The organism is Streptomyces sp. SP17BM10, assembly GCF_036322405.1.
GTDB lineage: Bacteria > Actinomycetota > Actinomycetes > Streptomycetales > Streptomycetaceae > Kitasatospora.
In genome coordinates this window covers 399,212-417,763 of the sequence record NZ_JAQYXB010000661.1, presented here as the reverse complement: position 1 = coordinate 417,763, position 18,552 = coordinate 399,212, and the positions used below count along the sequence as shown (strand labels likewise).

The 18,552-nt window shown below is 74.0% G+C and carries 16 protein-coding genes; 5 read left to right on the top strand and 11 right to left on the bottom strand.

The genetic code is table 11. From position 1 onward, the window contains the following. Nucleotides 1–32 precede the first annotated feature (32 nt). The 3 genes from PUR71_RS32560 to PUR71_RS32550 all read right to left on the bottom strand — a co-directional run bounded on the left by PUR71_RS32560 (nucleotide 33) and on the right by PUR71_RS32550 (nucleotide 3,752). Complete coding sequence (locus PUR71_RS32560; protein WP_329930773.1) at nucleotides 33–1,454, bottom strand: cytochrome P450 family protein; 1,422 nt, start codon at nucleotides 1,452–1,454, stop codon at nucleotides 33–35. Nucleotides 1,455–1,515: 61 nt separating this feature from the next. Further along, entirely contained in the window at nucleotides 1,516–2,910 is a 1,395-nt protein-coding gene (locus PUR71_RS32555) for an MFS transporter (RefSeq protein ID WP_329930772.1), read from the bottom strand. Nucleotides 2,911–3,188: 278 nt separating this feature from the next. Beyond that, nucleotides 3,189–3,752 (bottom strand): sigma-70 family RNA polymerase sigma factor, encoded by a 564-nt coding sequence (locus PUR71_RS32550; protein WP_329930771.1) that lies wholly within the window; start codon nucleotides 3,750–3,752, stop codon nucleotides 3,189–3,191. A gap of 91 nt (nucleotides 3,753–3,843) precedes the next feature. Between PUR71_RS32550 and PUR71_RS32545 the strand changes: the two genes are divergently transcribed. Next, entirely contained in the window at nucleotides 3,844–4,086 is a 243-nt protein-coding gene (locus PUR71_RS32545) for a zf-HC2 domain-containing protein (protein WP_329930770.1), read from the top strand. Nucleotides 4,087–4,368: 282 nt separating this feature from the next. On the opposite strand, the gene PUR71_RS32540 is transcribed toward PUR71_RS32545, so the two are convergent. Then, entirely contained in the window at nucleotides 4,369–5,343 is a 975-nt protein-coding gene (locus PUR71_RS32540; protein WP_329930769.1) for a hypothetical protein, read from the bottom strand. Between the two features lie 372 nt (nucleotides 5,344–5,715). Between PUR71_RS32540 and PUR71_RS32535 the strand changes: the two genes are divergently transcribed. Then, complete coding sequence (locus PUR71_RS32535; RefSeq protein WP_329930768.1) at nucleotides 5,716–7,020, top strand: cytochrome P450; 1,305 nt, start codon at nucleotides 5,716–5,718, stop codon at nucleotides 7,018–7,020. A 22-nt stretch (nucleotides 7,021–7,042) separates the two neighbouring features. On the opposite strand, the gene PUR71_RS32530 is transcribed toward PUR71_RS32535, so the two are convergent. Beyond that, complete coding sequence (locus PUR71_RS32530; protein WP_329930767.1) at nucleotides 7,043–7,738, bottom strand: N-acyl homoserine lactonase family protein; 696 nt, start codon at nucleotides 7,736–7,738, stop codon at nucleotides 7,043–7,045. 243 nt (nucleotides 7,739–7,981) lie between these two features. Between PUR71_RS32530 and PUR71_RS32525 the strand changes: the two genes are divergently transcribed. Both PUR71_RS32525 and PUR71_RS32520 read left to right on the top strand, forming a co-directional pair. After that, on the top strand, nucleotides 7,982–9,538 hold the full coding sequence (locus PUR71_RS32525) for a CoA transferase (protein ID WP_329930766.1): 1,557 nt from the start codon (nucleotides 7,982–7,984) through the stop codon (nucleotides 9,536–9,538). Between the two features lie 40 nt (nucleotides 9,539–9,578). Then, nucleotides 9,579–10,220, top strand: a complete 642-nt coding sequence (locus PUR71_RS32520) for a DUF6461 domain-containing protein (protein WP_329930765.1) — start codon at nucleotides 9,579–9,581, stop codon at nucleotides 10,218–10,220. Between the two features lie 74 nt (nucleotides 10,221–10,294). Here the strand turns inward: PUR71_RS32520 and PUR71_RS32515 are convergent, their stop codons facing one another. Then, nucleotides 10,295–10,894 (bottom strand): HdeD family acid-resistance protein, encoded by a 600-nt coding sequence (locus PUR71_RS32515; RefSeq protein ID WP_329930764.1) that lies wholly within the window; start codon nucleotides 10,892–10,894, stop codon nucleotides 10,295–10,297. Nucleotides 10,895–11,117: 223 nt separating this feature from the next. On the opposite strand from PUR71_RS32515, the gene PUR71_RS32510 reads away from it, so the two are divergent. Further along, nucleotides 11,118–12,983 (top strand): NAD-binding protein, encoded by a 1,866-nt coding sequence (locus tag PUR71_RS32510; RefSeq protein WP_329930763.1) that lies wholly within the window; start codon nucleotides 11,118–11,120, stop codon nucleotides 12,981–12,983. Nucleotides 12,984–13,103: 120 nt separating this feature from the next. On the opposite strand, the gene PUR71_RS32505 is transcribed toward PUR71_RS32510, so the two are convergent. The 5 genes from PUR71_RS32505 to PUR71_RS32485 all read right to left on the bottom strand — a co-directional run bounded on the left by PUR71_RS32505 (nucleotide 13,104) and on the right by PUR71_RS32485 (nucleotide 18,548). Beyond that, the gene (locus tag PUR71_RS32505) at nucleotides 13,104–13,889 is read right to left on the bottom strand and encodes an enoyl-CoA hydratase (protein ID WP_329930762.1); all 786 of its coding nucleotides are present in this window, start codon (nucleotides 13,887–13,889) and stop codon (nucleotides 13,104–13,106) included. Nucleotides 13,890–14,042: 153 nt separating this feature from the next. Further along, nucleotides 14,043–15,089, bottom strand: coding sequence for an enoyl-CoA hydratase/isomerase family protein (locus PUR71_RS32500; protein ID WP_329930761.1), 1,047 nt, complete (start codon nucleotides 15,087–15,089; stop codon nucleotides 14,043–14,045). A gap of 188 nt (nucleotides 15,090–15,277) precedes the next feature. Then, nucleotides 15,278–16,498 carry a fumarylacetoacetase gene (gene fahA / locus PUR71_RS32495; protein ID WP_329930760.1) on the bottom strand — a complete coding sequence of 407 codons (1,221 nt, stop codon included), beginning with the start codon at nucleotides 16,496–16,498 and terminating at the stop codon, nucleotides 15,278–15,280. Further along, nucleotides 16,495–17,349 (bottom strand): hypothetical protein, encoded by an 855-nt coding sequence (locus PUR71_RS32490; protein ID WP_329930759.1) that lies wholly within the window; start codon nucleotides 17,347–17,349, stop codon nucleotides 16,495–16,497. Before PUR71_RS32490 ends, fahA begins: the two co-directional genes overlap by 4 nt. Further along, entirely contained in the window at nucleotides 17,346–18,548 is a 1,203-nt protein-coding gene (locus tag PUR71_RS32485) for a homogentisate 1,2-dioxygenase (RefSeq protein WP_329930758.1), read from the bottom strand. Before PUR71_RS32485 ends, PUR71_RS32490 begins: the two co-directional genes overlap by 4 nt. Nucleotides 18,549–18,552 lie beyond the last annotated feature (4 nt).

Below are 18,552 nucleotides of genomic sequence, written 5' to 3'. Positions count from 1 at the left end.
CGCGGGTTGCGGGCCGCGGCTCGGGCCGGCGGTCAGACGCGCCTGTCGTAGGCGACCGGCAGCTCGTTCACGCCGCGGGCCAGGACGGCGGGGATCCAGGGCAGGGCGTCCAGGCCGTTACCGCCCTCGGCCGGACCGGAGGGGCGCAGCCCGGGGAGCCGGGTGAGCAACGTGCCCAGGGCCACCTGGAGTTCGGCGCGGGCGAGGGCGGCGCCGGGGCAGTAGTGGATGCCGTGCCCGAAGGCGAGATGGGCGTTCGGGGTGCGGTCGAAGTCGAGCCGATCGGCGTCCGGGAACTGCTCGCCGTCCCGGTTGGCGGCGCAGAGCGAGACGATGACGGAGTCGCCGGCCGGCACGGTGGTGCCGAACAGGTCGCTGTCCTCGGCGAAGAAGCGCCAGGTGGTGAGCTCGAAGGCGGCGTCGTGGCGCAGCAGTTCCTCCACCGCGCGGGCGAGTGCCCCGGGGTCGACGGCGATGCCGTCGACGAGCCGGGCGAGCTGCTCGGGGTGGCGCAGCAGGGTGATCAGCATGGTGGTGATCTGGTTGGTGACCGGTTCCTGTCCGGCGACCAGCAGCTGGAACACGATCGAGTCGAGCTCCTCGCGGCTCACCTCGCCGGCGTCACGGGCCGCGACGAGTCGGCCGAGAAGGTCGTCCTCGGCCCGGGCGGGGTCGTAGCGGGCGCGCTTGTGCTCGACGACGTCCGCGATGTAGGTCTGCAGGCCGCGCAGCCGCGCCTCGTACGCGGGCCGGCCGGGGTCGAGCGGGCCGACCGGTTGCACGACCTTGCCCCAGTCGCGGTCGAAGCGCACGGCCAACTCGCTCGGCAGGCCTATGGTTTCGGCGAGCGCGCGGAACGGGAAGTGCGCCGCGAACCCGGCGACCAGATCGGCTCCGCCGGTGGCGGGCAGCTCGTCGACCAGGGCGTCGGCGAGCTCCTGGAGCCGCGGCCGCAGGGCCTCGACCCGGCGGGGCGCGAAGGCGTCGACGACGAGCCTGCGCATCGTGGTGTGCTTGGGCGGGTCCTGGTGGAGCAGGTGCACCTGGAGCTGCGAGTGCTGAGGCTCGGGCATGATCGAGGCGAGCCGGCGCCAGTTCTCGTTGCCCAGGGCGTGGTTCTTGCCCAGCCGGCCGTCGTTGAGGGTCGCGTGCGCGGCCTTGTAGCCGGTGACCAGCCAGGCGTGGATGCCGCTCGGGAACTCCACCCGGTGGACGGGCCCCGCCTCGCGCATCCGCCGGTACAGCGGGTACGGGTCGCGCTTGTACTCCGTCCCGTAGAGCGGTACGGGGGAGGCGAGTTGGGCGCCGTTGCCGTTGCCGTTATCGCTGCCGCTGCCGCTGCCGCTGACGTTGCCGTCACTGTCGGACGGGAGGCCGTGGCCGAACGGGCAGCGGGCGGCTGGGTCCGGCGCGGGGACGGCAGAGGGGTCGAAGTCTGTGTCCGTGTCGGTCATGTGCGGTGAGCCTCCGGTCGTACGGTGTGCCAGGGGGCGGCGGTGGGTCTGGGTGGCCGTGTCACGCTTTCGCGCGGAGCGCGCGGCGATGGTGCAGGGCGAGGAGGGCGACGGCGCTCGCGGCGGCCAGGACGGCCAGGGCGATCCCGGCGCGGGTGCCGGTCGTCGCGCGGTCGCCGGTCAGGGTGGCGGCGGTGGCGAGGGCGGGTCCGAGGGCGAAGCCGAGGCTGCGGGCGAGCTGGACGGCGGAGCCGGCGGTGGCCAGCCGTCCGGGCGGCGAGGCGGACATCACCAGGGCCTGGGTGGGGCCGCCGTTGAGGCCCATTCCGGTTCCGGCGAGGGCGAGGCGCCACGCGATGTCGGCGTTGGTCCAGCCGTCGTCCAGGGGAAGCAGCAGAAGCAGGCCGAGGGTGGTGACGGCCGCGCCGGTCAGCGCGGTCGGCCGGGTGCCCCAGCGGTCCGCGAGCCGTCCGCCGAAGCGGCCCGCCACCACCATGCCGAGCGGGAAGGCCAGCATCGTGAGAGCGGTGCGGGTGGCGCTCTCGCCCTCTTGGCCGCGCAGGTGCTGGGCGAGCAGATAGTGGCAGGCGGCGAAGCCGGCGGCGAGCGCGAGCACGGAGGCGCTGGCGCCGGTGGTGCCGGCGGCCCGCAGCGTCTCGGCCACCGGCCGGCCGCCGGGGCGGCGCAGCCAGAGGGCGACGAGCGGGGCGGCGGGCAGCGCGAGCAGCAACCACAGCGGGGCCTTCGGCGCGAGGGTGAGCGCGAGCAGGACGGAGGCGACGGCGGAGCCGATCAGGGCGGCGTCGCCGAGCGAACCGCGGTCGGGTGGCGAGAGTTCGCCGGTGCGCGGGGCGCGGCGCAGCACGATCAGCGCGGCGGCGAGGCAGACCGGGAGCTTGACCAGGAACACGGCCCGCCAGCCGACGTGGTCGAGCAGGAGGCCGCCGATCACCGGACCGGTGACGGCCCCGAGCGGACCGAGCGTGGCGGGCACGCTCATGGCCCGCCCGCGCAGTTCGGGCCGGACGGCGGTGGCGGCGAGCACCGGCATCAGCACGAACAGCACCGCGCCGAAGGCGCCCTGGGCGAAGCGCGCCGCGATGAGCCAACCCGCCCACGGGGCCAGGGCGGCGAGCGCGCTGCACGCGGCGAAGCAACCGACCGCGAGCAGGAGCGCCGAGCGCGTGCCGACCTGGTCCAGCCACCGCCCGGCGGGCAGCAGCAGGGCGACGAGAGGCAGTTGGTAGCCGAGCGCGGCCCACTGGGCGACGCCGGGGGAGACGTGCAGGCCGGCGGATATGTCGGTGAGCGCGAGGTTGACCACGTTCATGTCGAGCATGGCGACGAACGAGAGCAGCCCGGCGACGACGACGAGGCTCCACCGGTCCGCCGGACCGTCCTGGTTGGCCGTGCTGTGCCTCAACTTGACTTCGGGCAGGCCGTGTTGCGCGGCCATGGCGTCCTCCGTTCCCCGCTGCGTACCGGAGTCCGCCGGGGCGGCGGAGTCCGATACAGCAGTCGGGGGTTACGGGGGCGGGGTTCCCGAACACTTGGAGGAATTTTTCCGAAACCGGCACGAGGGGGTGGGGCGGGTCGCGGGGTGGGGCGGGTCCGGGTCGCGGCGGAGCGGGGCGGGGCGGCGAACAACTGACAGCTGACAGATAACAGATTTCGAAATCTGTTATCTGTCAGCTGAAATCTGTCAGCTGTCAGCCCTCGCCCAAACCGCCCCGCTCAGCAAGCCGCCGCGAGCTCCCCGCCGTCGGCCGCCCGGAGTCGAGCTATCAGCTCCTCCCGGGCCCGGGCGACCCGGGACCGGACGGTGCCGACCGGACAGCCCGCCACCTCGGCGGCCTCGGCGTAACTCAGTCCGACGACCTGCGTCAGCACGAACGCCTCCCGCCGCTGCGCGGGCACCCGGTCGAGCAGGTCGTCGAGCGCGATCCCGTCCTCGAACCCGGCCGCCGGCCCCGAGCCCTGCCGTTCCACCGCCTCCTGCCAGTCCGGCAGCGCGGCCAGGCGTGGCCGGGCGGCCGCCGTCCGGTACCGGTCGATCACGGTGCGCCGGGCGATCGACAGCAGCCACGTTCGGGCCGAGGAGCGTCCCGCGAACCCGGGCAGGCTCCGCAGCGCCCGCAGGAACGTCTCCTGGGCGAGGTCGTCGGCGGACTGCACGTCGGTGAGGTGGGCGACGAACCGCCACACGTCCCGCTGGGTCGCGCGGATGAAGGCCTCGACGTCCGGTGGCCGTCCGGCCCGGGCGGTCAGGGCGAGCGCGGTGAGCTCGTCGTCATCCACGGCGGCCCCCGCCCCGGCGCCCGTGGGGCCACCCGGTGGCCCGGCGGGCCCGGCCGCGCCGCCCGTCCAAGCCGTGAGGGACGATGACCATATGAGATGCGCGCAGTTCCGCACCGCCCTGTCCGCCCGCCTCGACGGCGAGGCGGCCGGGCTCCCGGACAGCCGGCTGGACGGTCACGTCGCCCGCTGCGCGGGCTGCCGGGACTGGCTGGAGCAGGCGAGGCGTCTGCGTGCCGGGGTGGCGGCGAGCGCGGCCGACGGCCCGCCGGCGGACTGGTCCGCGCGCCTGCTGGCCCGGCTGGAGGAGGACGGGCCGGGCGGCCCGCAGCGGTAGGACGAGGGCACCGGCCGGAGCCGGTGCGCCGTCGTGATCAGGCATGAAGGGTCCTGGGAGAAGGGCTGGGAGCGGCGCCGCCCTGAGCGGCGCCGCAAGCGTCCATGGGCCGTCCGCGCCGCACACCGCACCCACGGGGGAGCGGCGGCAGGCTTGGGCCCGGGCCCTGGCGGCCCGGCGGCGCAGCGCGCTCGGCCGGACGGCAGGGCGACCTGCCCGTCACGGTGCCCCCGGTGGCAGTGGCCGACCGGTGGGGCGAGTGGAACGTGGGGGACGGGCGCGTCAGCAGGCGAGGGCGAGCGCCGGCGGTCCGCGCCGTACGACGGCGTGCGTGAGCTGCACCTGTCGCGGCAGCCTGGGCCGCCCGGCGGTGCGCCGCGGCGGAGTCGGCGGGCGGAAGGCGAAGGGCCGCGCGAAGAGGGTGAGCAGCGGGACGAGGAGAGCGCCCGCGACGACGGCGCCGAGCGCGCCGAGCAACTCGAAGATCCGCACCAGCGCGGCGTCACCGCGCCAGAGCAGCAAGGCACAGGCCAGCGCGGCCAGCACGTGGGCGGCGACCATCCCCACGGACATCCCGTGGGTCATGCCGTGCGCCATGCCGTGGGCGGCCGCGGCTTGCCCGGAGGCGTCGGTCATGCCGGGCCCCGAGGACAGCCCCGAAACCCCCGAAACCCCTGACACGCCGGACACGCCTGACACGCCCGCCATGCTCGGCAACCCGGGCATGGCGCCCATGCCGTCCATCCCGGCCATGCCGGTCATGTCCATCGCGGTGCCGTCGCCGAGACCGGCTCCCGAAGCGGCGGCGGAACCGGCACCGTGGCGCAGCCCGGCCAGGGTGTGCAGCCCGGTGGCCGGCGGCGCGTCCGGATCGAGTCCGGCCATCCTGGCCAGGTCCGCGGGAGAGAGCCCACTCGGCACCCGCGGGTTGCACAGCAGCAGGGCGGCCCAGTCCGGGCCGGTGAGCCGGCCGAGCCCGCCGCCCGTGGGCGCGAGTGCGCCGGCCCGCTCGAACAGCAGGTGCAGCGCGGTCTGCGCCGTGACCATCCAGGCGCTGATCACCCCGAGCCCGCGCCGCTTCCCGGCCAGCAGCCAGGTCACGCCGAGGACCGCGCCGCACGCGCCGACCAGGACCGGCGGCGACACCCCGGCCCCGCCCATGGCGACGTGCGCCGCGGCGGCCAGCGCCACGCACAGCGCGGCGAAGACCACGGCGCGCAGTGAGCGGATCCGGTCGGTCATCACGATGGCACTCATCGTCGCACCCGTCGGCCCGGGCCCGTACCGCACCCTCCGGTATCGGCCGGTTTCGCCGCGTGAGACCATCCCCGGCCGCGTCCCGGGGACGCCGTCCTCAAGAGGCCGCCAGCCGGCCTCGCCGCATCCGGCCCGGTCCCACGCGCCCCGGCAGGCCAGGCCGGTCTTACCGACCGACGAGCCGACGAGCCGACGAGCCGACGAGCCCACGAGCCGACGAGCCCACGAGCCCACGAGCCGAACAGCTGCTCGTACGACCATCGGGGTGATTTGACATCTCCCGTCGCCTGGTCACTAAATGTGCACAACCCCGCACGATGCGCACACCCCGGTACCAGCGTCAGCACAGTCCGACCACCAGGAGGCCAGGCCATGGACACCACGACCGGCCGGCCGGCATCCGGCAGGGTCAGCCTCGGTCCGGGCCCCGCCGCCGGTCCGGGCCCCGCCACCGGCGGCACCCCCGACCTGGCCGACCCGGACTTCTGGCAGCTCCCCGCCCCCACCCGCGCCGCCGCCTTCGCCGAACTGCGCCGCCGCCCCGCCCCCCTCTACGTCGGCGACCGCGCCGGCGGCCGCGGCTACCACGCGCTGGTCCGCCACGCCGACGTCGTCGAGGCCAGCCGCACCCCCGCCGTCTTCCGCAGCGCCCCCGGCGTCACCACCCCCGAACCGCCCCGCTGGGTCCGGGCCCTGTTCGGCGACTCGATGGTCAACCTCGACGACCCCCGTCACGCCCAGCTGCGCCGCGTCATCTCCCGCGCCTTCACCCCCCGCCTCCTCGCAAAGGCCGAGGACGACATCCGCCACGTCGCCGCCCGCCTCGTCGACACCGTCGAACGCGACCGCCCCGAGGACTTCGTCACCGCCGTCGCCGCCGAACTCCCGTTCCAGGTCATCTGCAACATGATGGGCATCCCCGAGCGGCCCCGCCGCGCCATCCTCGACCAGGTCAACCACGCCTCCGAACACACCGGCGTCGCCCGTCCGCTGCGCCGCCTGCGCGTGCCCGGCCGCGGACTGGCGGCGCTCGCCCGGATGCAGCTCATGGTCGCGGCGATCGGCCGCAGTCGCCGCCGCGCACCCGCCGACGACCTGATCACCGCCCTCGTCACCGCCGACGTCGACGGCCGCCGCCTCACCGGCCGCGAGCTCGGCGCCTTCTTCTCCCTGCTGCTCGTCGCCGGCGTCGAGACCACCCGCAACGCGCTCGCCCACGGCCTCCACCTGCTCACCGCCCACCCCGACCAGCGCGCCCTGCTCCTCGACGACCTGGACGGGCGGCTCGGTGGCGCGGTCGACGAGATGGTCCGGCACGCCACCCCGATCATCCAGTTCCGTCGCACCCTGGCCGTCGACCACGAGCTCGGCGGACCCGGCGGACCGCTGCTGCGGGCCGGCGAGAAGGCCGTCCTCTTCTTCGGCTCGGCCAACCGCGACGAGACGGTCTTCGCCGACCCGGACGCCTTCGACATCACCCGCACCCCCAACCCCCACCTGGGCTTCGGCGGCGGCGGTCCGCACTACTGCCTCGGGGCGCACCTGGCCCGGCAGGAGATGAAGGTGCTGTTCCGCGAACTGTTCACCCGCCTGCCCGGACTGCGGTCGGTCGGCGGGCCCGATCTCGTCCCGTCCAGCTTCGACAACCGCGTGCGGTCGCTGCGCTTCACCTTCTGAACCGTCCGAGCCCCGCGGACTCCTACCCGGCCGACGGTTCCCAGACCGCGTTGTCGTGGGCGAACAGCACCCGGCGCGGCCCGAACGAGGCCAGCCGGTCCAGCCACCGCGGGTAGTCGGGCAGCGGTTGCGCGACGCCGTCGAGGGCCGCGCGCCGGGCGAGCACGGCCGACCCGTAACCGGACGCGAAGTCGTACGCCTGACCCGCCAGGACGACCGCGCCGTCCCGGCGTTCGACGACGACCGACTGGTGCCCCGTGGTGTGCCCGGGCGTCGGCACGACCCGCACGCCTGGCCAGACCTCCGCCTCGCCGTCCAGCACCCGGTAGTCCGCGCCCGGAAAGTCGACCAGCGCGTCGATCGTGTAGTCGCCCGCGCGGGCCGCCGCGAGCTCCGCCGCCTGGACGAGCACCGGCGTACCGGCGAGCAGCGGATTGCCGCCGCAGTGGTCGAAGTGGAGGTGGCAGTTGACCACCAGGTCGACGTCGCCGAGCGCGACGCCGGCCGTCGCGAGCGCCTCCGGCAGCGGGCGGCGGACCGGGCGGTAGTGGGCCTCGGTCTCCGGATCGCCGCCGCCGACGCCGGTGTCGAACAGCAGCAGACCCTCGGGACGCCGCACCAGGTAGGCGAGCACTGGTTCGACGCGCGGCTGCGGCCCACCGGCCTCGGCGGCCGGCCGGACGACGTAGCCCAGATCGAGACGGCGGATCGCGTGCATTCAGGCCCCCGGACGCGTAAGGGCGCCGCGTCGGCGCCCGGTCGGCACCCTACCCTTTGGCGGTCCGTGTTCAATCCGCTGATCGGCAAAGGCTGCCGGTCAGCACGGGCCGCCGATCAGCGCGGGCCCGCGGCCAGCAGCGGGCCCGCCGATGAGCAGGGCCTGGCGGGCGAAGCGGCAAACCAGCGAGGCGGGTGGCGATCGTCACGGCGGACGCCCGGAAAGCGGAGCACAATGCCGCACATGACAGAGCGTCCGATGCCGCCAGCCCAGCAGTTCACCGCGGTTCAGCCGTCCCACGGGTCGACGACCGCCGGGCCGACGCCACTCGGGCAGAACCCGACGGCCCACGCACCGGTCGACGCCGACGGCCCCACCGCGCACGCCTGGGCGGCCCTCGGCGGCCCCGCCGACCTGCTGGACCGGGTCACCTTCCACGGCCCCGACACCGTCCTGCCCTCCGGCCTGCCCGTGCGCCGCCTCGCCCGGGCCACCGTCGCCGCCTGCTCCCTCGCCGCCGCCGAACTCGCCGCCCACCGCGCCGGCGGCCCCGTCCCCGCCGTCCGGATCGACCAGGGCGCCGTCGCCACCGCCTTCGTCAGCGAACGCCACCTGACCGTCGACGGCCGGGCACCCGTCAGCTTCGCCCCGCACTCCGGCTTCTGGCGCACCGCCGACGGCTGGATCCGCACCCACGCCAACTACCCGCACCACCGCACCCGGCTGCTCTCCGCCCTCGGCCTGCCCGCCGACGCCGGACCCCAGCAGCTCGCGGCAGTACTGAGCGAACAGCCCGCCGAAGCCGTCCAGGAACGCGCGTACGAGGCGGGAGCACTCGCGGTGGCCGTCGCGCCGGTGAGCAACACCACGCACCCCCTGATCGAGACACGAGTAGTCGGAACGAACGGCCCGAATCCTGCTGCACCCCGCTCGCTCGGCCCCGCTCCCCTGCCCGCCGCCGGCATCCGCGTCCTCGACCTCACCCGCGTCATCGCCGGCCCGGTCGCCACCCGCACCCTCGCCCTCCTCGGCGCGGACGTGCTGCGCATCGACTCCCCCCACCTCCCCGAGGCGGACGACGCCCACGCCGACACCGGCTTCGGCAAGCGCTCCGCCCGCCTCGACCTCGCCGACCCCGCCGACCACGCCACCTTCGAGGAACTCCTCGCCACCGCCGACGCCGTCATCACCGGTTACCGCCCCGGCGCCCTGGACGCCCACGGCCTCGCCCCCGACGCCCTCCTCGACCGCCACCCGGGCCTGATCGTCGCCCAGCTGTGCGCCTGGGGCTGGACAGGGCCCTGGGCCGGACGCCGCGGCTTCGACAGCCTCGTCCAGGCCGGCGTCGGCATCGCCGCCCACGAAGCAGCCCCCGAAGCCGCCCACGAAGCAGCCCCTGAAACAGCCCCCGAAGCCGCTCCCGGAACCGCCAAGGGCGGCCACCCCGGGGTCCTGCCCGCCCAGGCACTCGACCACGGCACCGGCTACCTCATCGCCGCCGCCGTCCTGCGCTCCCTCACGGAGCAGCGCACCGGCCGCCCCGGCGGCCGCCACCTCCGCTTCTCCCTCGCCGGCACCGCCTCCTGGCTCCTCCACGACATCGCGCGCGCCGAAGACCACACCGGCCCAGCCGGCTCGCCCTCCGCCGCCACCTACGACCCGGCGCGGTACCTCGCCGCGACCGACTCCGCCTACGGACGCCTGCGCCACGCCCTCCCGCCCATCGCCTACGACGGTGCGCCCACCAACTGGTCCCGCCCGCCCGGCCGCTGGGGCACCGACCGGCCCACCTGGCTCTGACGATGTCACCGATGTCACCGCCGTCTGGCAGCATCACCCCATGACCGCACACGCCACCGACTTCACCTGGTTCGCCGAGCGCTACCCCGTGCTCGGCGAGGCCTACTGCCTGACGCACGTCCAGGGCCTCGGCGCCGACGAACTGCTGCGCCGCTTCGACGCCGCCCCGGGCGGCGAGGTCACCGGCCTGGACGCCGTCGTCGCCGCGTGGGAGACCTTCGACGACGGCGAGGACGAGACGGCGGCGGCCCTGTTCGACGACCACGAGTACGCCGACCGCCTCCTCGTCGCCGTCACCGAGCTCGACGGCTGGGCCCTCGCCGTCGAGCCCTACGGCTACCTCGGCAGCCTCCCGGACCTCCTGCCCCGCCTCGCCGACGGCACCCGCGCCGTCTCCCACTTCCGCAACGTCAACGCGGTCGACCACTTCAACTGGTGGGAGGGCGCGACCTGCCGGCTCCAGTTCGAACCGCTCTTCCCCGACCAGCGGCACGGCACCGACGCCGACGCCCCCGGCATCCCGGAGCTGCTCACGGACTGCGGGTTCCGGCACGACGACAAGAACACCGAGCTCAACACCGAGTCCGCCTTCGCCCTCGCCGAGCGGCTGACGGACGTCCGGATCGGCGCCGACCGCCTGGAGGCCGCGACCTTCCGGATCGGCTACGCGCGCAGGCCCTGACGCGCTTCCCAGGTCCGGACGCGCTTCCAGGTCCGGACACGCTGCCAGGACCGGACACGCCCGGGCGTGTCCGGTTACACGCCTGCCGGGATCCGCTTCGCCCGACCGCGCACCTGGATCGCCGTCACGATCTCGATCAGGCCGAGGATCACCAGCCAGCAGCCCGCCAGGACCGTCAGTGCGGTGATCGAACCGACCGGCCACACCATCAGCAGCACACCGGCCAGGGTGTTCGCCACGCCCGCGAACCCCTGCCAGCCGCGCGCGGGCATGTCCGGGTCGGAGAAGGCGGCGGCCAGCTGGGTGATGCCCCGGAAGAGCCACCCGATACCGATCCAGAGCGCGAGCAGCAGCAGCGACTGCGCCGCGCTGCGGAAACAGAGCAGGCCCAGCAGCACGCAGATCGCGCCGCTGATGAACGCCAGCACCCGCAGCGCGGTGGTGGCGTGGGTGCCGAACGCCGCGACCAGCTGGACGATCCCGATGACCAGCAGGTAGAGGCCGAACAGCACGCCCACCACCAGCAGGGTCTCGCGCGGCCAGACGAAGACGGCGACGCCGAGGCCGAGCGAGGCCAGACCGGCGAGCAGCAGGACCCGCCACGCGGCCTTGGCGAGCAGCCCGAGCGGGCCCTTCACCTCGGTGCCGTCGGGGGTGATGATCGGGGGAACCACGGTGGTGCCTCCTCAGGCCGGGAAAGCCGGGAACGGGCCGGGGCGAGCCGGGCACGGGTCGCGAACCCCGGTGATGGGTCGGTGACCCGTCGGAAGCGGATGGGGGACGACACCCACCCTCGACGCACAGGCCGCGAACCGCCCGTGCGGTACCGCCGTTCGGGGCCCCGCGGTTCCCGGAACGACACCTTCCGAACACCTGGCGTCGATATCATCCGTCGGTATGACTTCTGAAGGGTGGGGGACCCCTCCGGTCGAGCCGATCAGCCAGCAGTTCGTCGTCTGCGGCGGGAACGCGCTGGCCCACCGGCTGGTCCTGGAACTCGTCGAGCACTACGAGGTCCCGGTCGTCGTGCTGGTCGCGGACCGCGACCGCGACCACGCGCCGCGGATCGAGCAGCTGACCGGCGTCTCGGCCGTGGTCGAGTACAGCAGCATCACCGACGAGGCGCTGCGCGCGGTGTCCATCGAGACCGCGCGTGGCCTCGCCCTCGTCGAGGGCAACGACCAGGAGAACATCCACGCGGCGCTCAGTGCCCAGGGCCACAACCCGAACATCCGGATCGTCCTGCGGATGTTCAACCAGCGACTCGGGGAGAACATCGAACGCCTCCTCAGGAACGGCGCCGCGCTCTCCGGCTCCGCCACCGCGGCCCCGGCCTTCGCGGCGGCGGCGCTGGGCCGGCCCAACTCGGTCGCGGTCGGCGGACGCTTCCTGCACATCGCCTTCGACGAGGCCATCACCTCTGACCGGCTCTGCATCGTCGCCGACCGCATCGACCGCCAGGACGTCAGCAGGATCCGGCTGATGCCCGAACAGGAGGGCGACTCGGCCGAGTTCGTCCGGCTCGCGAGCGAGTTCGGGGACGACGGACCGGTGCGCGCCGGCGGCGGCGAGGTCCCTTCCCCGCGCCGCCCGGCCCAAGCCGACCGGCCGGACGGGGCGGTCGACGCCGCCGGAGCGGTGTCCGGGGCCGTCGAGGACGAGGGCGGGATCGCCGCCCTCCAGGCCCTGCCGGTCGAACCGCGCGAACCGATCAGCTGGGTGCGGCGGTTGCGCTGGCGACTGCTCGACACCGCCCGCTACTTCACCAGCGCCCGGATGCGGCTGGTGCTGCTCGTCGCGCTCGCCGCCGTGCTGATGGCCTTCTCCGTCCTCTGGTACCTGAGCCGGGACTTCGGCTGGACCGTCTACATCTCCCTGCTCGATCTCGCGGGCGCGGCCCAGCCGGACCAGCCCGCCGACCTCGCCGCCGGGACGGGGACGGGCGGCGTGTGGCAGCGGGTCGCCCAGGTGGTGATCACGCTGTGCGGGATCACGTTCGCTCCGGTCGCCACCGCCATCGTGGTCGAGGCGCTCGCCTCCGGGCGGCGCGGCCAGGCCCGCAACCCGAGCGCCGGCACCCGGGAGCACGTGATCGTCGTGGGCCTCGGCAACGTCGGCACCCGCGTCGCCAGCCAGCTCCACGAGATGGGCGTGCCGGTGGTGTGCGTGGAGCGCGACCCGCAGGCGCGCGGCATCGCCGCCGTCCGGGCGCTCGGCATCCCGGTCGTCCTCGGGGACGGTCCGTTCGAAGAGCAGCTGAGCCGGGCCCGGCTCAAGCACAGCCGGGCGGTGGTCGCGGTCAGCGGCGACGACGCGACCAACCTGGAGGCGGCGCTGGAGGCGCGCCACGGCAACCCCGAAGTGCGGGTGGTGGTGCGGCTGTTCGACGACGACTTCGCCGGGCACTTCTACGCCACGCTCGACAACGCGGCGTCCCGGTCCGTCTCCTACCTGGCGGCGCCCGCGTTCGCCGCGGCCCTGATGGGACGTGAGGTGCTGGGCACCCTCTCGGTGTTCCGGCACGTGCTGCTGATCGCGGAGCTGACGGTGGAGGACGGCAGCGGGCTGATCGGCATGAACCGGCACGACCTGGAGGACCCGGGTGGCGTCCGGGTGATCGCCGCTCGGGTCGCCCGCAGTCCGCACCTGCAGTGGAACTACGCCGACCGCACCCGCCGCCTCAGCCCGGGCGACCGGATCGTCGTCGCCGCGACCCGCAGCGGGTTCGCCCGGCTCAACATGGTGCTGGCGGAGGGGGACTGACGGAGCGCGGCGAACAGATAACAGGTGACAGATTTCATCATCTGTTATCTGTTCGCCGTCATCTGTCGCCCGTCAGGTGTCCGCCGCCCCGCCCCGCGCCGAGCGGCGCGCCGTCCGTGCTCAACGGTTGATGAACGCCGCCGGCCGCTTCTCGGCGAAGGCGTTCATGCCCTCCTTCTGGTCCGCGGTCGCGAACGCCGCGTGGAACAGGCGCCGCTCGAAGCGGACGCCCTCCGCCAGGGTGGTCTCGAAGGCGCGGTTGACGCTCTCCTTCATCATGATCGCGGCCGGGGCGGACATCGCCGCGACGGTCTCGGCCGTGGCCAGGGCCTCCGCCAGCAGCTGGTCGGCCGGGACGATCCGGGAGACCAGGCCGGCGCGCTCGGCCTCCTCGGCGCCCATCATCCGGCCGGTCAGGCACAGCTCCATGGCCTTGGCCTTGCCGACCGCGCGGGTCAGCCGCTGCGAGCCGCCGATGCCGGGGATGACGCCGAGCTTGATCTCCGGCTGCCCGAACTTCGCGGTGTCGGCCGCCAGCAGGATGTCGCACAGCATCGCCAGCTCGCAGCCGCCGCCGAGCGCGAAGCCGGCCACCGCCGCGACGACCGGCTTGCGCAGCTGGCCGAGCCGGTCCCACGGGCCCAGCCAGTCGTCCAGGTAGACGTCCGGGAACTGGTTGCCCTGCATCTCCTTGATGTCGGCGCCCGCAGCGAAGGCCTTCTCCGACCCGGTGATCACCAGGCAGCCGATCTCCGGGTCCCGGTCGAACCGGGTCGCGGCCTCGACGACCTCGTTCATCAGCTGCGTGTTCAGCGCGTTGAGCGCCTTCGGACGGTTGAGCGTGATCAGCCCCACCCGGCCCTTGCGCTCGACCAGGATCGTCTCGTAGGTCTCGGTCTCGGTCATCGCCGTCGACTCCCATTCCGCTGCTCGGCGCCGCACGGGCGCGCCCTGACCACCCAACGATCTACGAAGCGCCCCGCCTCGCGCCAGTCTTGGCATGCGAGACAGTCGTCACGGGTCCGGCCACGCGACCGGAAGGCGCGGGCGCGGGCCGGGTCAGGCCAGGCCGAGCTCGTCACCCTCGCGCGGGGTGAAGTGGCGGGCCACGTCGGCCTCCGTCACCTCGGCGAGCGTGGCGGGGGACCAGCGCGGGTTGCGGTCCTTGTCGATGACCTGGGCGCGGATGCCCTCGACCAGGTCATGACTGTCCAGCGCCGCGCACGAGATGCGGTACTCCTGGTCGAGCACCGCCTCCAGTGACGGCAGCGACCGGGCCCGGCGCAGCGCGGCGAGGGTGGTCTTGACGGCGGTCGGCGAGTTGGCGAGGACCAGTTCGGCGGCCTCCTTCGCCTCCCGCACCCCGCAGTCGAGGAGGCGCTCGACGATCTCCTCGACCGTGTCGGCGGCGTAGCAGGCGTCGATCCACTCGCGCTGGGCCGCGAGGGCGGAGGGCGGCGCGGGTTCGGCCTCGGCGGCGACCGCGGCGGTCACGGCTTCCACGTCCGGGGCGGCCGCGAGGGCGAAGAGCAGGTCCGGGATCTTCGCGGACGGGACGAAGTGGTCCGCGAACCCGCACAGCAGGGCGTCGCCGGGGCCCATCGACGCGGAAGTGAGGCCGAGGTGGGTGCCCAACTCGCCCGGCGCGTGCGCCAGCAGGCCGCTTCCGCCGACGTCCGGCACGAGGCCGATCCGGGTCTCAGGCATGGCGATGACGGAACGTTCGGTGACGATGCGCACCGAGCCGTGGGCGGAGAGGCCGACGCCGCCGCCCATCGTGATGCCGTCCATCACCGCGACGTACGGCTTGGGGCAGCGGGCGATGAGGGCGTTGAGCCGGTACTCGTCGCGGAAGAACGCCCGGGCGCCGGCGCCGCCGGCCTTGGCGTCGTCGTGCATGGCCCGGATGTCGGCGCCGGCGCACAGGCCGCGTTCGCCGGCTCCGGTCAGGACGATGGTGCGGACGGTGCCGTCCGCGATCCAGGCGTCCACGGCCTCCCGGACGGCGGTGATCATGTCGTGGGTGAGCGAGTTGAGCGCCCTCGGCCGGTTCAGCACGATCCGTCCGACCCAGCCGTCCTGGAAGTCCTGCACCTCGCGGCTCATCGGGCCCGCTCCCGTTCGTCGGTGTCGAAGATCCCCGTCCCTGCCGCCCACCGTACTAGGCCGAACGGGCAACAGATGACAGCTGACAGAAGACGAAATCTGTCAGCTGTCATCTGTTAGCTGTTCGCCGTCACCCGCCGGCCGTACGCCCCGACCTGGACACGACCCGCGACCCGCCGACGCGCCGACTACGGCTCGACCCGCCCCGTCACCTCGCCGAAGCCGACGACCGTCCCGTCCGGGCCCGGGGCCGTCGCGGTGATGGTCACCTCGTCGCCGTCCTCCAGGAACGTCCGCGTCGTGCCGTCCGCCAGCTTCAACGGCTCCTCGCCGTTCCACGTCAGCTCGATCAGCGCACCCCGGGTGTCCGGCTCCGGCCCGCTGACCGTCCCCGACGCGAACAGGTCGCCCGTGCGCAGCGACGCGCCGTTGACCGTCATGTGGGTGAGCTGCTGCTGTGCCGTCCAGTACATCGACGCGAACGGCGGCCGGGAGACGAGGTGCCCGTTCAGGCGGACCTCCATCGCCAGGTCCAGGCCCCACGGCTCGCCGCCCCGGTCGTCCAGGTACGGCAGCGGCTCGACGTCCCGCTCCGGCGGACTGACCCGGGCGTGCTGGAGTGCGTCCAGCGGGACGATCCACGGCGAGACCGACGTCGTGAACGACTTGCCGAGGAACGGGCCGAGCGGCACGTACTCCCAGGCCTGGATGTCGCGCGCGGACCAGTCGTTGACCAGGCACACGCCGAACACGTGCTCGCGGAAGTCCTCCAGGGTGACCGGCCGCCCCAGCGTGGAGGGCGTGCCGACGACGAAGCCCACCTCGGCCTCGATGTCGAGCCGGCGCGTCGGCCCGAAGGACGGCGCCGCGTCGGCCGGCGCCTTGCGCTGCCCGTGCGGACGCACGACCGGCGTGCCGGACACGACGACCGTCCCCGCCCGCCCGTGGTAACCGATCGGCAGGTGCTTCCAGTTGGGGGTGAGCGGCTCCGAGCCCGGGCGGAAGATCCGGCCCAGGTTGGTGGCGTGGTGCTCGCTCGCGTAGAAGTCGACGTAGTCCGCGACCTCGAAGGGCAGGTGCAGCTCGACGTCGCCCACCGGCAGCAGCGCCGGGGTCAACGCCTCGCGGTACGACTCGTCCGTCAGCCACAGCGTGAGGTCGGCCCGCACCTGCGTCCAGGCCGAACGCCCCGCCGCCATCAGGGGGTTGAGCGAGTCGGCGGCCAGCAGTACCGACGGCGCCCCGGCGGCCTCGGCCGCGGCCGCGGCGTCGAGCACGAAGTCCCCGACGCGCACGCCGATCCGGCGCCGCCCGGGCTGGTCGGCGGCGGTGAAGACGCCGTACGGCAGGTTGTGCACGCCGAACGGCGAGTCCTGGGCGCTGGCGAGCCAGCTGCGGGGGGTGCTCAACGGTCCTCCTGGACAAGTGGACTGGGCGACAGCAGGCCGAGCGCGGCCAGGTCGTCCAGGGGTTCGGCGATGCTGCAGGTGCCGAACGCGGTGAACGAGTTGCGGATCACCGTAACCTGGTGCGCGCTCAAGGCCTGGACGGCCTTCGCCAGCACGTGGCCGTCGCGTTCCGCCAGCACCTCGGCGGCCGTGGCGCGGTCGGTCTCCTGCGAGGCCAGCAGCACGTTGAGGAAGCCGTGGTGCTCGAAACCGGTCACCGGATCGGTGTGCCGGACGGCGTTGTGCAGCCCCGCGGTGCACTTGTACGGCAGGCCGCGCCGGGCGCAGCCGGTGAGGAAGGCGGCCAGCTCGTCCTCGCCCGGGAACGCCTGCGCGACGACCCCGCCGGTGCGGAACTTCGCCCGGTAGGCGCTGTCGACCAGGGCGTCCAGGGTCTCGTCCAGGCCGTCCCCGTGCAGGAGTTCGCGCGGCAGTTCGACGGCGGCGGGCACGTCCGGCGGCAGCAGCCGGTCGAGCTCGGACACCGCCTCGTGCACGTCCCGGGTCGCGAGCTCGACGCCCGCGACCTCGAACGGCGCGGCGGAGGCGAGCGCCGGCCCGAGCTCGGCACTGCCCCCCGGCAGCACCAGCCCGACCCTGAGCGGCCCGGTGCCCTCCACCGCCGCGGCCAGCTCGCCCAACCGACCCGCCCCGCACAGGAACGGGCCGACCGCGTCGGCGTACCAGGCCGTGCGGTGGGCGCGGTGCGCGGGCACCGCCTCGGCGACCGGCAGGTTCCCCGGCGGGAACACCGCCGCGTCGTCGAAGAGGCCGCGGAACAGGTCCGGGATCGCGGAGCCTGCGGCGCTCATCGCCCGGGCCCCCGGCCCGACCACGTCCACGCGTAGTTGGCGTCCTCGCTCGCCCGGCCGCCCTCGCCCAGCTCCAGCGGGCGGAACGTGTCCACCATGACCGCGAGCTCGTCGAAGAACTCCGCGCCGATGCTGCGCTCGTACGCGCCCGGCTGCGGGCCGTGGGTGTGGCCGCCCGGGTGCAGCGAGATCGAACCCTGGCCGATGCCCGAGCCCTTGCGGGCCGCGTAGTCGCCGCCGCAGTAGAACATGACCTCGTCGCTGTCCACGTTCGCGTGGTAGTACGGCACCGGGATCGACAGCGGGTGGTAATCCACCTTGCGCGGAACGAAGTTGCAGATCACGAAGTTGTTGCCCTCGAACACCTGGTGGGCCGGCGGCGGCTGGTGGATCCGTCCGGTGATCGGCTCGAAGTCCCGGATGTTGAAGACGTACGGGTACAGGCAGCCGTCCCAGCCCACCACGTCGAACGGGTGGTGGGGCACGGTGTAGCGGGTTCCCGAAATCCCGTTCGGGCCGCGGTGCTTGACCAGCACGTCGACGTCCCCGGGAGTGTCGACCACGAGCGGCCCGACCGGCCCGCGGAAGTCCCGCTCGCAGTACGGCGCGTGCTCCAGCAGCTGGCCGTACTTGGAGAGGTAGCGCTTGACCGGCGTGATGTGGCTGTTCGCCTCGATGCAGTACGCCCGCAGCGGCTCCTCCCCGGAGGGCACCCAGCGGTGCGTGGTCGCCCGGGGGATGATCACGTAGTCGCCCGGGCCGACCTCCAGCGCGCCGAAGACCGTCTCCACCGTGCCGGAACCCGATTCCACGTACACGCACTCGTCGCCGAGCCCGTTGCGGTACAGCTCGCTCGGCGCCCCGGCCGCGACGTACGAGATCCGCACGTCGCCGTTGCCGAGGACCAGACGGCGGCTGCCCACCACGTCCGCGGCCTTCCACTCCTGGCCGGCGAACAGCTCGTGGAGCTTCAGGTGGCGGGGGAGCAGGGGATGGTTGGGCACCGTGGACTGGTCCGGCAGCTCCCACGGCACCGCGTTCACCACGGCGGACGGGATGCCGCGGTGGTAGAGCAGCGAGGAATCGGAGGAGAACCCCTCCTCACCCATCAACTCCTCGTAGTACAGCCCGCCTTCGGGTGTGCGGTGCTGCGTGTGCCGCTTGGGTGGGATGCTGCCCAGCTGCCGGTAGTACGCCATCTCC

Coding starts and splice junctions, on each gene's coding strand:
- PUR71_RS32490 (WP_329930759.1), bottom strand. CDS start 17,349: ATGAGCGCCGCAGGCTCCGCGATCCCGGACCTGTTCCGCGGCCTCTTC.
- PUR71_RS32510 (WP_329930763.1), top strand. CDS start 11,118: ATGACTTCTGAAGGGTGGGGGACCCCTCCGGTCGAGCCGATCAGCCAG.
- PUR71_RS32485 (WP_329930758.1), bottom strand. CDS start 18,548: ATGGCGTACTACCGGCAGCTGGGCAGCATCCCACCCAAGCGGCACACG.
- PUR71_RS32560 (WP_329930773.1), bottom strand. CDS start 1,454: ATGACCGACACGGACACAGACTTCGACCCCTCTGCCGTCCCCGCGCCG.
- PUR71_RS32540 (WP_329930769.1), bottom strand. CDS start 5,343: ATGAGTGCCATCGTGATGACCGACCGGATCCGCTCACTGCGCGCCGTG.
- PUR71_RS32505 (WP_329930762.1), bottom strand. CDS start 13,889: ATGACCGAGACCGAGACCTACGAGACGATCCTGGTCGAGCGCAAGGGC.
- PUR71_RS32520 (WP_329930765.1), top strand. CDS start 9,579: ATGACCGCACACGCCACCGACTTCACCTGGTTCGCCGAGCGCTACCCC.
- PUR71_RS32525 (WP_329930766.1), top strand. CDS start 7,982: ATGACAGAGCGTCCGATGCCGCCAGCCCAGCAGTTCACCGCGGTTCAG.
- PUR71_RS32535 (WP_329930768.1), top strand. CDS start 5,716: ATGGACACCACGACCGGCCGGCCGGCATCCGGCAGGGTCAGCCTCGGT.
- PUR71_RS32545 (WP_329930770.1), top strand. CDS start 3,844: ATGAGATGCGCGCAGTTCCGCACCGCCCTGTCCGCCCGCCTCGACGGC.
- PUR71_RS32530 (WP_329930767.1), bottom strand. CDS start 7,738: ATGCACGCGATCCGCCGTCTCGATCTGGGCTACGTCGTCCGGCCGGCC.
- PUR71_RS32555 (WP_329930772.1), bottom strand. CDS start 2,910: ATGGCCGCGCAACACGGCCTGCCCGAAGTCAAGTTGAGGCACAGCACG.
- PUR71_RS32500 (WP_329930761.1), bottom strand. CDS start 15,089: ATGAGCCGCGAGGTGCAGGACTTCCAGGACGGCTGGGTCGGACGGATC.